Source organism: Kitasatospora sp. LaBMicrA B282 (assembly GCF_050325825.1).
In the GTDB taxonomy this organism is placed as follows: domain Bacteria; phylum Actinomycetota; class Actinomycetes; order Streptomycetales; family Streptomycetaceae; genus Kitasatospora.
Genome location: NZ_JBNQTI010000005.1, coordinates 119,452 through 133,941, shown reverse-complemented (window position 1 = coordinate 133,941; position 14,490 = coordinate 119,452). Strand labels below are relative to the sequence as shown.

Below are 14,490 nucleotides of genomic sequence, written 5' to 3'. Positions count from 1 at the left end.
GGGGGGGGGGGGGGGGGGGGGGGGGGGGGGGGGGGGGGGGGGGGGGGGGGGGGGGGGGGGGGGGGGGGGGGGGGGGGGGGGGGGGGGGGGGGGGGGGGGGGGGGGGGGGGGGGGGGGGGGGGGGTGGGGGGGGGGGCCATTTTTAAAAGAGAAGAACAGAAAAACAAGGGAAGTTTATTACCCGGCCCGGGGGGCCCCCCCCCCCCCCGACGGGTTCGGTGCCCGGCCTCAGCGGCGACCCAGGAGCCTGGCCAGGAAGCCGCCGCCCTCGGCTGCGCCCCTGCTCGCGCCCTTGCTCGCGCCCTTGCTCGCGCCCTTACTGGTGTCCGCGGTGCAGGCGCAGCGGTCGGCCCTGGGCACGCCGGCGAGCACCTGGTCGACGTGCATGCCGCATCCCCGGTAGGTGGCTTTGCCGCAGCTGCGGCAGACGGCGCGTCGACACATCGCATGACTCCTCGTTCGGTGGCCCGTAGGGCGGTGACCCCTCCTCTCAATATACCCCGCAGGGTATTTGCCGGCGTCCGACTCGTCCTGTTCTCGCGTGCCGCCCCGGCAGCGGGGGTAGGGGACGGATGACGGACACGGCGCACGAAGGGCGAGGAGACGGTGTCGCAGTCGCACCACCACCGACACCACTGGGCCGAGCACTGGCGGGCCGCGGCAGCCGATCGGCGGGCCAGGTCCGCCGCTCGGCGGTGGCGGCGGACCGGAGACGAGCCGCGCCGGGCACAGAGTGACCTGCGGGCCAGGGTCGTGCTGAACCGGATCTTCATCCCGTTGTTCCTGCTCGGCACGGCCGTCTTCGCGCTGCTCGCGGCGAACGCCCTGCCCGCCCCGGCAGCCGATCGCGCCTTCTACATCGCGCTGGCGGTGCTCTGTGCCGTGTTCACCGTCATCGGCCTGGTCGACGTGTTCGTCATCCGCCGCCGGATGGCGGAGCAGCGGCGGTGGCGGCGCTGATCCGGCTCCGGGTGCCGACGCCCCTGGTGGGGGACGTCGGCACCCGAGTGCCGGGATGAGGGCTACGCCTCCAGGTGGCTGGTGATGAGGTGGGCGATCCGGGCGATCGGGAGCGGGTTCATCAGGCCGTGGTGGGTGGCGTCGATCTCGTGGTCGGTGAGCCGGCCGTCGAGGTACCGGTGCCAGGCGTCCGAGCCGGGCGTGCCGTCCGGGCGCTCGCGGAGGGCCGTGAAGAAGAGCACGTCGCCGCGGTACCGGCCGGGCCGGTAGGTCCGCATCATGGCGACGTGGCGCTCCCACGCCCCGCCCATGGCGAACAGGTCCTCGGCCGAGAAAGCGGCGGCGGAGCTGTCGACCAGGGTCTGGACGACCTGGTCCCGGGTGAGCGGGGTGCCGTCGGAGGTCGGACGTTCGGCGTCGAACATCTCCAGGAAGACGGCCAGGGTCTCCTGCTCGTCCCGCTCGGTGCCGGAGACGGTGTAGTCCGCGTACGCGTAGGAGTCCATGATGCCGAGCAGCGCCACCTCCTCGCCGAGCGACTGGAGGTGCTCGGCCATGGCGTAGACCACCAGACCGCCGAAGGAGTGGCCCAGCAGGTGGTACGGGCCGCTCGGCTGGACCTCGCGAATCAGCGCGACGTAGTCGGCGGCCATCTGCTCGACGGTCTCCGGCAGGTCCTCGGCGCGCGTGAGGCTCGCCGCCTGCAGGGCGTAGACCGGGCGGCCCGGCAGGTGCGGCAGCAGCCGGCTGTAGCCGAGGCCGACGCCGTAGCCCGCGTGGATGCAGAAGAGCGGCGGCAGGTCGCCGTCGCGGCGCAGCGGCATCAGTTCCGCGAACTTGTCGCCGAGTTCGGCGTCACCGCCGAGCCTGGCGGCGAGGCCGGCTGCGGTGGGCGCCTCGAAGAGGTCGCGCAGCGCCAGCTCCACGCCCAGCGCGGCCCGGACCCGGCCGACCAGGCGGGCGGCGAGCAGGGAGTGGCCGCCGAGGTCGAAGAAGTCGTCGTCGATGCCGACCTGCTCCAGACCGAGGGCCTCGGCGAACAGGACGGCGATCACCTCCTCCTGCGGGGTGCGGGCGGCCCGACTGCCGACCGGGGTGTGGTCGGGGGCGGGGAGGGCGTTGCGGTCGAGCTTGCCGTTGACGGTGAGGGGGATCGCGTCGAGGACGACGATCGCGGAGGGGACCATGTAGGCGGGGAGGGTGGCGGTGAGGTCGGTGCGCAGTTGGGTCTGGTCGAGGTCGTTGTTGGTGACGAGGTAGGCGATCAGGCGTTGGTCGCGGACCAGGACGACGCTCTGGGGGATGTCGGGGTGGGTGGTGAGTGCGTGTTCGATTTCGTCGAGTTCGATGCGGAAGCCGCGGAGTTTGATCTGGCGGTCGGTGCGGCCGGCGAATTCGAGGGTGCCGTTGGTGGTCCAGCGGGCGAGGTCGCCGGTGCGGTACATGCGGGTGCCGGCTGGGCCGTGGGGGTCGGCGGTGAAGCGTTCGGCGGTGAGGTCGGGGCGGTTGAGGTAGCCGCGGGCCAGGCCGGCGCCGGCGATGTAGAGCTCGCCGACGCAGCCGGCGGGTACGGGGTGCAGGCCTGCGTCGAGGACGTACAGGCGCATGTTGTCCAGCGGGCGGCCGATGGGCAGCGGGCCGGAGGGCGTGGTGCTCACGGTGTGGGTGGCGGCGAAGGTGGTGGTTTCGGTGGGGCCGTAGCCGTTGATGATGGTGGTGCCGGGGCAGGCCGTCAGGATGCGGGTGGTGGCGGTGGGGGAGACGACGTCGCCGCCGGTCCAGATTTGGTGGACGTTGGTGAAGGCGTTGGGTCGTTCGTCGGCGATGAGGCTGAACAGGCCTGCGGTGAGCCAGAGTCCGGTGATCTGGTGTCGGGCGATGAGGTCGGCCAGGGTGTCGGCGGTGAGGTCTGCTGCGGGGGCGACGATGATCTGGCGGCCCGTCAACAGGGGGACCCAGAGTTCCATGGTGGAGGCGTCGAAGGAGTGCGGGGAGTGCATGAGGACCCGCGTCATGGCCTGGCTGGTGAAGCGTGTGTCGGTGGCGAGGGCGATGACGTCGGTGTGGGTGACGGCGACGCCCTTGGGCCGGCCGGTGGAGCCGGAGGTGTACATCACGTACGCCAGTTGCTCGGGGTGGGTCTGGATCGAGAAGTCGGCCTCGTCGACGTCCTGGTCCAGTTCGGTGACCTGGAGGACGGTGGCGGGCAGTTTCTCGGCCTCGGCGCGCAGGGCGGTGTCGGTGAGGATGAGCTTGGCGCCGGTCTCCGTCACGATCAGTTCGCGGTGGGCCTGCGGGTAGCGGGCGTCCAGCGGAACGTAGTAGGCGCCTGCTTTCATCACGCCCAGCAGTGCCACGACCAGGTCGGCGGAGCGCTCCATCAGCACTGCGACACCCGTCTCCGCGCCGACCCCCTGCGCGGCCAGGACGCGCGCGAGTCGGCTGGCGCGTTCGTCCAGCTCGCGGTAGGTCAGCGTGACCTCCCCGGCCTCCCCGGCCACCAGCGCGACCGCGTCCGGCGTCCGCGCGACCTGTGCTGCGAACAGCTCCGGCAGTGACCCCTCGGGCAGCACGGTCGCCGGCCCGCCGCGGAGCAGCGCCGCCTGCTCCGACTCACCCAGCACCTCGATGCGGGCGAGCGGCGTCTGCGGCGCCGTCGCCAGCGCGGCGACCAGGCCGGTGACGGCCTCGCCGGTCAGCGCGCACACCACGGCGGGGTCGATCGGCGCGACGGTCTGTGCGGTGAGCACGAACCCCGTGCCGAGATCGTCGACGGAGACCGTCAGCGGGTAGTTGGTGCGCTCGTGGCTGTGCAGCACCTCGATGCCGTTCGGCTCGGCGTCGGGCGCCGCCGCCGTGCTGTGGCGGTAGTTGAGCAGCGCGGTGAACAGCGGCGCGCCACCGCCGATGGCACTGGCCTGCTGGGCGAGCGCGAGCGGGGCGTGCTCGTGCACCAGCAGGTCGGTCAGGCGCCCGCGCATCGCGAGCGTCGCGTCCAGTGCGCTCACCCCGCCCGTCGGGACCCGGACCGGCAGCGTGTTGATGAAGAGCCCGGGGACCCGGTCGGCGCCGCTGCCGGCGTTCAGCCGCCCGAACAGCACCGTTCCGAAGACCACGTCGTCGCGCCCGGAGGTGGCCGCCACCACCCGCGCCCACGCCACGTGGAACACGGTGGCCGGGCTCACCCCGAGGGCCCGGGCCTGCTCCCGCAGCTGAGCCGCGACCTCGGCGTCCAGGGTCAGCTTGGCCTCGGCGACGGTGGCGGCCTCGTTGCGCACGTCGAGCAGGCCGAACGGCGCCGTGGGCTCGTCCACGTCGCCGAGCAGGTCGGCGAAGAACCGCTCGTGCTCGGCCCGGGAGACGCCGAGCCGGGCCTGGGCGACGAAGTCGCGGAACGGCAGCGGTGCGGCCAGCTCCTGCTGCCTGCCCTCCAGCACGGCGTTGATCTCGGCGAACAGCACCTCCATCGCCGTGTGGTCGGTGGTCAGGTGGTGGCGCTGGAGCAGCAGCAGCCAGCGGTCGGTGCCGGGCTCGGCGGCGATCCACGCCTGCAGCAGCGGTGCCCGGTTCAGGTCCATGGCCGCGGGGCAGCCGGCGAGCAGTTCGGCGACCGGGTCGATGCCCTCGATCTCGACCTGCCGGACGTGGAGTTCGGCGTGCCGGGCGACCACCTGGACCGGCTCGCGCAGGCCCTCCCAGTACACGGCGGTGCGCAGGATGTCGTGCCGGTCGACGACGTGCTGGAGCGCGCCGAGCACGGCGTCCAGGCGCTCGCGCGAGTCGAACCGCAGCACGGTCGGCAGCACGTAGACGTCGGCGGCCCGGTCGCCCGCGGACATCAGGTGGTGGAAGAAGATGCCTTCCTGGAGCGGGGCGAGCGGGTAGACGTCGGCGATGTCGGCCGCGCCACCGGGGAACGCCTCGGTGATCGTGGCCAGTTCCTCGGCACTCAGCTCCACCAGGGGCAGCATCTCGGGCTCGAGCACCGTCGCCCCGGCCGGGATCAGGTTCGGCGGCACGACGACCGCGCTGCCGGTGGCGGCCTGCGCGAGGCCCGCGACGGTCGGCGTGGTGAACAGCGCCCGCACGTTGACCTGCACGCCGCGGGAGCGCAGCCGCTCCACCAGCGAGACGGCCAGCAGCGAGTGGCCGCCGAGCTCGAAGAAGTCGTCGTCCACGCCGATCTGCGGCAGGCCCAGCACCTCGGCGAAGACCTCGCAGAGCACCTCCTCCCGCGCGGTGGACGGGCCGCGGCGGGTGGCGGCGGCGGTGAAGTCGGGGGCGGGCAGGGCGCGGCGGTCGAGCTTGCCGTTGACGGTCAGTGGGAGCCGGTCGATCAGTACGACCGCCGCTGGGACCATGTAGTCCGGCAGGTGGCGGGTGGTGTGTCGGCGTAGCTCGGCGGGGTCGGGGCGCTGGGCGGGGTCGGCCGGGACGACGTAGCCGACCAGGCGCTTGTCGCCGGGGGTGTCCTCGCGGACGATCGCGGTCGCCTGGGCGACTGCGGGGTGCGCGGTCAGGGCTTCGGCGACCTCGCCCAGCTCGATGCGGTAGCCGCGGATCTTGACCTGGTCGTCGGCGCGGCCGACGAACTCCAGCTCGCCGTCGTGGTTCCAGCGGGCCACGTCGCCGGTGCGGTACATCCGCTCGCCCAGGGTGCCGAAGGGGTCGGCGACGAAGCGTTCGGCGCTCAGGGCGGGTCGGCCCAGGTAGCCGCGGGCCAGCCCGGCGCCGGCCACGTACAGTTCGCCGGCGGTGCCGGGCGGGCAGAGCCGCAGGCCGCCGTCGAGCACGTAGCTGCGCAGGTCGGGGATGGCGCGCCCGATCACGCTGCCGGTGGCGCCGGAGCCGACCAGGTCGGCGTTCAGGGCCGCGTAGCTGACGTGCACCGTGGTCTCGGTGATGCCGTACATGTTGACCAGCAGCGGCGCGTCGTCGCGGTGCCGGGCGTACCAGGATCGCAGGCGCGGCAGGTCGAGCGCCTCGCCGCCGAAGACCACCGTGCGCAGCGCCAAGTCAGCGCCCAGCTCCGGGTGTTGGGCGTCGGCCTGGATCAGCTGGTAGAACGCGGACGGGGTCTGGTTGAGCACGGTGACGCGCTCGTGGACCAGCAGGGCCAGGAAGTCGGCCGGGGAGCGGGAGACGTCGGAGGGCACCACGACCAGTCGGCCGCCGTGGAGCAGTGCGCCCCACAGTTCCCAGACCGAGAAGTCGAAGGCGAAGGAGTGGAACCAGGTCCAGACGTCCTCGGTGCCGAAGGAGAACCAGTGGTCGGTGGCGGCCATCAGCCGGCCGACGTTGGTGTGCGGGATCAGCACGCCCTTGGGGCGGCCGGTGGAGCCGGAGGTGTAGATCACGTAGGCCGGGTGCTCGGGCAGCAGCTCGCCGCGGCGGTCGGCGGCCGCGAGGTCGGTGCCGGGCAGCTCGGCCAGGTGGGCGAGGGTGGCGGGGTCGGTGAGGACCAGGCTGGGACCCGCGGCGTCGGCACGGTCCGTGACGGTCAGCAGCGGGCGGGCGTCGGCCAGCATGTAGGCGATCCGCTCGGCCGGGTAGTCCGGGTCGATCGGCAGGTAGGCGCCACCGGCCTTCAGCACGGCGAGCAGGGCGACCACCAGATCGGCCGAGCGCACCATCCGCACCGCCACCAGCGTCTCCGGGCACACACCGCGCTCCACCAGCAGCCGGGCCAGCCGGTTGGCGCGGGCGTTCAACTCCGCGTAACTCAGGCCGTGCGGCCCCTCGGTGACGGCGATCGCCGCCGGGGTGCGGGCCGCCTGCGCCTCGAAGAGCGCGGGCAGCGTGCTCGGGACGGTCTCGACCGGCGCGCCGCGCCACTCGGTGAGCTGGGTCCGGCGCAGCTCGTCGGTCAGCACGTCGATCCGGTCCAACCGGCTCTCCGGCGCGGTCGCGAGCGCCTCGATCAGGCCGCGCAGCGCGGTGTCGAAGAGCGTGCAGACCAGCTCCGGATCGATCGGGTCGGCGGCCTGCACCGAAAACCCGAAGTCGCTGCCGAAGTCGTCGACCGACACGGTGATGGGGTAGTTGGTGCGGTCGTGGCCGTGCCGGACCTGGATGCCGGCCGGCTCGGGCGCGGCGTCGCCCGTGGCCGGGCCGCCGCCGTGGCGGTAGTTGAGCAGCGTGGTGAAGAGCGGGGCCGGGGCGGCGATGCCGCTGGCCTGCTGGGCGACGGCGAGCGGGGCGTGTTCGTGGACCAGCAGGTCGGCGAGGCGGCCGCGCATCGCGTGGACCGCCTCGGTGACGCTGAGGCCGGCGGTGTTCAGGCGGGCGGGGAGGGTGTTGATGAAGAGGCCGGGGACCCGGTCGGCGCCGGTGCCGGCGTTCATCCGGCCGAACAGCAGGGTGCCGAAGACCACGTCGTCGCGGTTGGCGGTGGCGGCGACCACGCGGGCCCAGGCGGTGTGGAAGAGGGTGGCGGCACTGACCCCGAGCAGCCGGGCCTGCTCGCGCAGCCGCGCGGCGAGCTCGGCGGGCAGGGCGCGCCGGGCCTCGGCGACCCGGGTGCCGTCGCCGCGTACGTCCAGCAGGCCGAACGGCGCGGTGGGCTCGACGACGTCGCCGAGCAGGTCGGCGAAGAACCGCTCGTGCTCGGCGCGCGAGATGCCGAGGCGGGCCTGCGCGACGAAGTCGCGGAACGGCAGCGGAGCCGGCAGCTCGTCCCGGCGGCCGTCCAGCACGGTGCGGATCTCGGCCATCAGGATGTCCATGGCCGTGTGGTCGGTGATCAGGTGGTGGCGGTGCAGCAGCAGCAACCACCGCGCGGTGCCGGGCTCGGCGGCGATCGTCGCGCGCAGCAGGGGCGCGGCGGTGAGGTCGAGGGTGCGGGGGCAGGCGGCGGCCAGCTCGGCGGCGGGGTCGGTGGCCAGCTCGGTGGTGGGGTCGTCGGTGTCGGTGAGTTCGACGGTGACGACGGGCAGTTCGGCGTGCCGGGCCACCACCTGGACCGGCTCGGGCAGGCCCTGCCAGTGGATCGCGGTGCGCAGGATGTCGTGGCGGTCCACGACGTGCTGCAGCGCGGCCAGGAAGGCGTCCAGGTGCTCGCGCGTGTCGAAGGTGAGGGTGGTCGGTGACACGTAGAGGTCGTCGCCGCCCTCACCGGTGGAGATCAGGTGGTGGAAGAAGATGCCTTCCTGGAGCGGGGCGAGCGGGTAGAGGTCGGCGATGTTGGCCGCGCCGCCCGGGAACGCCGCGGAGATGCCGGCGATCTGCTCCGCCGTGAGGTCCACCAGGGTGAGCATCTCGGGGGTGATCGTCCGCGCGCCGGCCGGGATCAGGTTCGGCGGGACCTCGACCTCGGTGCCGCCCGTGGCGGCCTGGGCGAGGGCGGCGACGGTGGGGGCGGAGAAGAGGGCGCGGACGTTGACCTGGATGCCGCGGGTGCGGAGGCGTTCGACGAGGGCGACGGCGAGCAGGGAGTGGCCGCCGAGTTCGAAGAAGTTGTCGTCCAGGCCGACTTGGCTGATGTTGAGGACCTCGGCGAAGGCTGCGCAGAGGATTTCCTCGTGCGGGGTGGAGGGTGCTCGGTAGCCGGTGTGGGTGGTGAACTCGGGGGCGGGCAGAGCGTTCCGGTCGAGCTTGCCGTTGACGGTGCGCGGCAGGGTGTCGAGCACGACGAGGGCGGTGGGGAGCATGTACTCGGGCAGGGTGGCGGCGAGGTGGTCGCGCAGCTGGGTCTGGTCGAGTTCGCCGGAGCGCGGGACGAGGTACGCGATGAGGCGACCGTCGCGGACCAGGACAGCTGCCTGGGAGACGGCATGATGGTTCGTCAGAGCATGTTCGATCTCGCCGAGCTCGATCCGGTAGCCGCGGATCTTGACCTGGTCGTCGGCGCGGCCGAGGAACTCGACCCGGCCGTGCCGGTTCCAGCGGACCACATCGCCGGTGCGGTACATCCGGGTGCCGGCCGGGCCGTAGGGGTCGGCGACGAAGCGTTCGGCGGTCAGGGCGGGGCGGCCGAGGTAGCCGCGGGCGAGCTGGGCGCCGGCGATGTACAGCTCGCCGGCGACGCCGATCGGGACCGGGCGCAGGGCGTCGTCGAGCACGTAGGCACGGGTGTTCCACATCGGACGGCCGATGGGGACGACAGCGCCCTCGGTCGCCTCACTCGTATCGAGCAGGTGGTCGAGGCAGCCGACGGTGGCCTCGGTCGGGCCGTAGTGGTTGACCACGGCGATGCCGGGGTTGCGGTGGCGCCAGTCGGTGAGTTGGGCGGCGTTGACTGCTTCGCCGCCGACCATGAGGCGGCCGGTGGGGGTGTGGCGGTCGGTGAGGGCGTCGAGGTAGGCCAGGCCGCTGGGGGTGGTCTTGAGGAAGGTGAGTCGGTCGGTGCCGAGGGCGTCGGGCAGCTGCTCGTCGAGGGCGGCGATGTGGATGCGGCCGCCGGAGGTGAGGGCGCCGTAGAGGGCGGTGACGCCGGCGTCGAAGGAGATGGAGGCGTGTAGCAGGGTGCTGCCTGCGACCTCCGGGTAGGCGGTCGCGGCGCGGGAGATGTAGTTGACCAGGCCGGCGTGTGGGAGGACGACGCCCTTGGGGCGGCCGGTGGAGCCGGAGGTGTAGATGATGTAGGCAGGGTGCTGGGGCAGCACGGCGACGTCGAGGTTTGCGGTGGTGTCGGGTGCGGTGAGGTTGAGGTCGTCGATCAGGAGGTGCTCCTGGTCGGTGAGGTGGGCGCTCTGCCGGGTGGTCAGGAGGACGGCCGGGTGGGCGTCGGCCAGCATGTAGGCGATGCGGTCGGTGGGGTAGTCGGGGTCGATCGGCAGGTAGGCGCCGCCGGCCTTGAGGACGGCGAGCAGGGCGACGATGAGCTCGATGCGGCGCTCGATCAGGACCGCGACGACCGACTCGGGGCCGACGCCCTGGGTCACCAGGTGGCGGGCCAGCTGGTTGGCTCGGGCGTTGAGCTCGGCGTAACTCAGCTCAACTCCCCCCGACAGCAGGGCGGTGGCATCCGGCGTGCGGGCGACCTGGGCCTCGATCAGGGCGGTCAGGGTGCCGGTGGGTACCTGGTGCGCGGTGTCGTTCCAGTCGACCAGGATCCGGTCCTGCTCCGCCTGGGTCAGCAGCTCGATGCCGGTGACCGTTCGGGTCGGGTCGGTGATGACCGCCTGCAGTACGCGGGTGAACCGCTCGGCGTAGGTGGCGGCGTCCTCGGCGTCGAACAGGTCACGGGCGAAAGTCACCGTGCCGCGCAGACCCGCGGGGGCGCCGTCGGGGGTGAACTCCTCGGCGAGCGTGAAGGAGAGGTCGAAGCGCGCGGCCAGTTCTCCGGCCGGCACCAGCGAGGCCGCCAGGCCGGGGAGTTCGAGCACCCCGGCGGCGTTGTTCTGCAGCGACAGCATCACCTGGAAGAGCGGATGCCGGGCCATCGAGCGCGACGGAGCAAGCTCCTCGACCAGGCGCTCGAACGGGACGTCCTGGTGGGCGAAGGCAGCCAGGCTCGTCTCGCGCACCCGGGCCAGCAAGTCGGTGAAGGTGGGGGTGCCGGACAGGTCGGTGCGCAGCACCAGGGTGTTGACGAAGAAGCCGACCAGGTCGTCCAGAGCCTCGTCGGTCCGGCCCGCGATCGGGCTGCCGATCGGGATGTCGGTCCCGGCGCCGAGGCGGGAGAGCAGGACGGCGAGTGCCGCCTGCAGCACCATGTACACCGTCACGCCCTCGGCCTGCGCCAACTCGACGAGTCGGGTGTGCAGTTCGGCGGGGATGGCGAGGGCGACGGTGTCGCCGTCGTGACTGGCCACCGCGGGGCGGGGGCGGGCGGTGGGCAGGGCGAGCTCTTCGGGGAGCTCGGCCAGCGTCGTGCTCCAGTAGGCGAGTTGCCGGGCGAGCAGGCTGTCGGCGTCGTCGGCCGAGCCGAGCAGATCGCGCTGCCAGAGCGCGTAGTCGGCGTAGTGGACCGGCAGCTGCTGCCACGCGGGGGCCCGGCCGGCCAGGCGGGCGGCGTAGGCGGCGGAGACGTCACGGGCCAGCGGACCCATCGACCAGCCGTCACCGGCGATGTGGTGCAGCACCAGGACCAAGACGTGCTCGGTGGGCGCGATGCTCAGCAGCCAGGCGTGCAACGGGAGTTCGTTGCGCAGGTCGAAGGTGTGCCGGGCCGCGGCGGTGACGGCCTGCTCGTCGGCGTCCGTCACCGTGGTCAGCAGCGCGCCGAACTCGCCGGGCCGCAGCACCTGCTGGTGCGGGCGGCCGTCGACGGCCGGGAATACCGTGCGCAGCACCTCGTGCCGGGCCACCACGTCGTGCAGCGCGGCGTCCAGGGCGGTGACGTCCAGGGTGCCGGTCAGGCGCAGCTTCAGCGGGATGTTGTAGGTGGCGCTCGGCCCCGACAGCTCGCCGAGGAACCAGAGGCGCTGCTGGGCGAAGGAGAGCGGTACCTGCTCGGGGCGGGGGCCCGCGGTCAGGGCGGGGCGGCTCCGGGCCCCGGCGGCGTCCAGCCGATCGGCCAGCGCGGCGACCGTCGGTGCCTCGAAGAGCGCCCGGATCGGCAGCTCGACGTCCAGCGCGGTGCGGATCCGACTCGCCAGGCGGGTGGCGAGCAGGGAGTGGCCGCCGAGGTCGAAGAAGCTGTCGTCGATGCCGACCTGTGGCACTCCGAGCAACTCGGCGAAGAGCCCGGCCAGCACCTCCTCGCGCGGGGTGCGCGGTGCTCGCGTCGAGACCGGCGCGAGCACGGGGGACGGCAGCGCCTTGCGGTCGAGCTTGCCGTTGACGGTGAGGGGGATCGCGTCGAGGACGACGATCGCGGAGGGGACCATGTAGGCGGGGAGGGTTGCGGTGAGGTCGGTGCGTAGTTGGGTCTGGTCGAGGTCGGCGTTGGTGACGAGGTAGGCGATCAGGCGTTGGTCGCGGACCAGGACGACGCTCTGCGCGACGTTCGGGTGAGCGCTCAGCGCGCGTTCGATTTCGTCGAGTTCGATGCGGAAGCCGCGGAGTTTGATCTGGCGGTCGGTGCGGCCGGTGAATTCGAGGGTGCCGTTGGTGGTCCAGCGGGCGAGGTCGCCGGTGCGGTACATGCGGGTGCCGGCTGGGCCCTGGGGGTCGGCGGTGAAGCGTTCGGCGGTGAGGTCGGGGCGGTTGAGGTAGCCGCGGGCGAGGCCGGCGCCGGCGATGTAGAGCTCGCCGACGCAGCCGGCGGGTACGGGGTGCAGGCCTGCGTCGAGGACGTAGGCGCGCATGTTGTCCAGCGGGTGGCCGATGGGGATGGGGCCGGTGGGGGGTGTGGTGATGGTGTGGGTGGCGGCGAAGGTGGTGGTTTCGGTGGGGCCGTAGCCGTTGATGATGGTGGTGCCGGGGCAGGTGGTGAGGACGCGGGTGGTGGCGGTGGGGGAGACGACGTCGCCGCCGGTCCAGATTTGGTGGACGTTGGTGAAGGCGTTGGGTCGTTCGTCGGCGATGAGGCTGAACAGGCCTGCGGTGAGCCAGAGTCCGGTGATTTGGTGTCGGGCGATGAGGTCGGCCAGGGTGTCGGCGGTGAGGTCTGCTGCGGGGGCGACGACGATCTGGCGGCCGGTGAGGAGCGGGACCCAGAGTTCCATGGTGGAGGCGTCGAAGGAGTGCGGGGAGTGCAGGAGGACCCGCGTCATGGCCTCGCTCGCGAACCGGCGGTCGGTGGTGAGGGCGATGACGTCGGTGTGGGTGACGGCGACGCCCTTGGGGCGGCCGGTGGAGCCGGAGGTGTACATCACGTACGCCAACTGCTCGGGGTGGGTTGCCGGAACGGGGAAGTCGGCCTCGTCGACGTCCGCGTCCGCGATCGGCAGGACGGTTACGGGGAGCTTCTCGGCTTCGGCCTGCAGTGTGGCGTCGGTGAGGACGAGCTTGGCGCCGGTCTCCGTCACGATCAGTTCGCGGTGGGCCTGCGGGTAGCGGGCGTCCAGCGGAACGTAGTAGGCGCCTGCTTTCATCACGCCCAGCAGTGCCACGACCAGGTCGGCGGAGCGCTCCATCAGCACCGCGACACCCGTCTCCGCACCGACCCCGTGGGCGGCCAGGACGCGCGCCAGTCGGCTGGCGCGCTCGTCCAGCTCGCGGTAGGTCAGCGTGACCTCCCCGGCCTCCCCGGCCACCAGCGCGACCGCCTCCGGCGTCCGCGCGACCTGTGCCGCGAACAGCTCCGGCAGCGACCCCTCGGGCAGCACGGTCGCGGTGTCGTTCCACTCGACCAGGATCCGGTGCCGCTCGGCCTCGTCCAGCACCCCGACCGCCCCGACCCGGCGCTCCGGATCGGCGACCAGCGCCCGCAGCACCCGCACGAAGCGCTCGCCGATCTGCTCGGCGGTGGCCGCCTCGAACAGGTCCAGCGCGTAGGTGAGGGTTCCCCACATGCCCTCCGGCGTCTCGCCGAAGGTGAAGTTCAGGTCGAACTTGGCCGGCGCCTGCCCGCCGGCCAGCGGCACGGCCGTCAGCCCGGGCAGCTCCAGCACCGGCTGGGCGTTGTTCTGCAGCGAGAGCATCACCTGGAAGAGCGGGTGCCGGGCCATCGAGCGCGCCGGCGCCAGGTCCTCGACCAGCCGCTCGAACGGGACGTCCTGGTGCGCGAACGCCCCGAGACCCGCCTGGCGCACCCGCCCGAGCAACTGGCGGAAGGTCGGGTCGCCGGACAGGTCGGTGCGCAGCACCAGGGTGTTGACGAAGAAGCCGACCAGCTCCTCCAGCGCCTCGTCCATCCGCCCGGCGACGGCGGTGCCGATCGGGATGTCGTCCCCGGCACCCAGCCGGGAGAGCAGCACGGCCACCGCGGCCTGCAGCACCATGAACACCGTGCCGTTCTCCGCCCGGGCCAGCTCCACCACGGCGTGCTGCAGCTCGGCCGGCACGGCGAACTCGACGGTGCCACCACGGTGTCCGGCGACGGCCGGGCGCTGGTGGTCGGCGGGCAGCGCCAGTTCTTCCGGCAGCTCGGCCAGGGTGGTCCGCCAGTAGGCGAGTTGCTCGCAGAGCACGCTCTGCGGGTCGTTCTCCTCGCCGAGCAGCTCGCGCTGCCAGAGCGCGTAGTCGGCGTACTGGCCGGGCAGTTCCTCCCAGTCCGGGGCGGCGCCGGCCAGCCGGGCCGCGTAGGCGGTGGACACGTCCCGGGCGAGCGGGCCCATCGACCAGCCGTCGCCCGCGATGTGGTGCACCACCAGGAGCAGCACGTGCTCGGTGGGCGCGATGGCGTACAGCCAGGCGTGCAACGGCAGTTCGGTGGCCAGGTCGAAGGCGTGCCGGGACCGCTCGGCGAGGGCCGCGTGCAGGGCGGCCTCGTCGAGGCCGTCCGCCGGCACCGCGGTCAGCAGCGACCCGACCGTGTCCGCCTCGCGGATCTCCTGCCAGGGCTCGCCGTCGACGGCCGGGAAGACGGTGCGCAGCACCTCGTGCCGCCCGACCACGTCCCGCAGCGCGGCATCCAGCGCCGCGGCGTCCAACTCGCCGGTCAGACGCAGGCAGAGCGGGATGTTGTAGGTGGCGTTCGGACCCTCCAGCTCGCCCAGGAACCAGAGTCGCTGCTGCGCGAAAGAAACGGGGAACATCAGA

General features: G+C 72.9%; 3 protein-coding genes. 1 reads left to right on the top strand and 2 read right to left on the bottom strand.

Translation table 11 applies throughout. The features are described from left to right. Positions 1-228 precede the first annotated feature (228 nt). The gene (locus ACQRUO_RS02955; protein ID WP_428314084.1) at positions 229-387 is read right to left on the bottom strand and encodes a hypothetical protein; all 159 of its coding nucleotides are present in this window, start codon (positions 385-387) and stop codon (positions 229-231) included. Positions 388-606: 219 nt separating this feature from the next. Between ACQRUO_RS02955 and ACQRUO_RS02950 the strand changes: the two genes are divergently transcribed. Continuing rightward, the gene (locus ACQRUO_RS02950; RefSeq protein ID WP_428314083.1) at positions 607-960 is read left to right on the top strand and encodes a DUF6343 family protein; all 354 of its coding nucleotides are present in this window, start codon (positions 607-609) and stop codon (positions 958-960) included. A gap of 62 nt (positions 961-1,022) precedes the next feature. On the opposite strand, the gene ACQRUO_RS02945 is transcribed toward ACQRUO_RS02950, so the two are convergent. Continuing rightward, positions 1,023-14,486, bottom strand: a complete 13,464-nt coding sequence (locus ACQRUO_RS02945; RefSeq protein ID WP_428314082.1) for an amino acid adenylation domain-containing protein — start codon at positions 14,484-14,486, stop codon at positions 1,023-1,025. Positions 14,487-14,490 lie beyond the last annotated feature (4 nt).

Bases quoted from the DNA above. Each gene is read 5' to 3' on its own strand.
- ACQRUO_RS02955 (WP_428314084.1), bottom strand. From the start codon at position 387: ATGCACGTCGACCAGGTGCTCGCCGGCGTGCCCAGGGCCGACCGCTGC.
- ACQRUO_RS02945 (WP_428314082.1), bottom strand. From the start codon at position 14,486: ATGTTCCCCGTTTCTTTCGCGCAGCAGCGACTCTGGTTCCTGGGCGAG.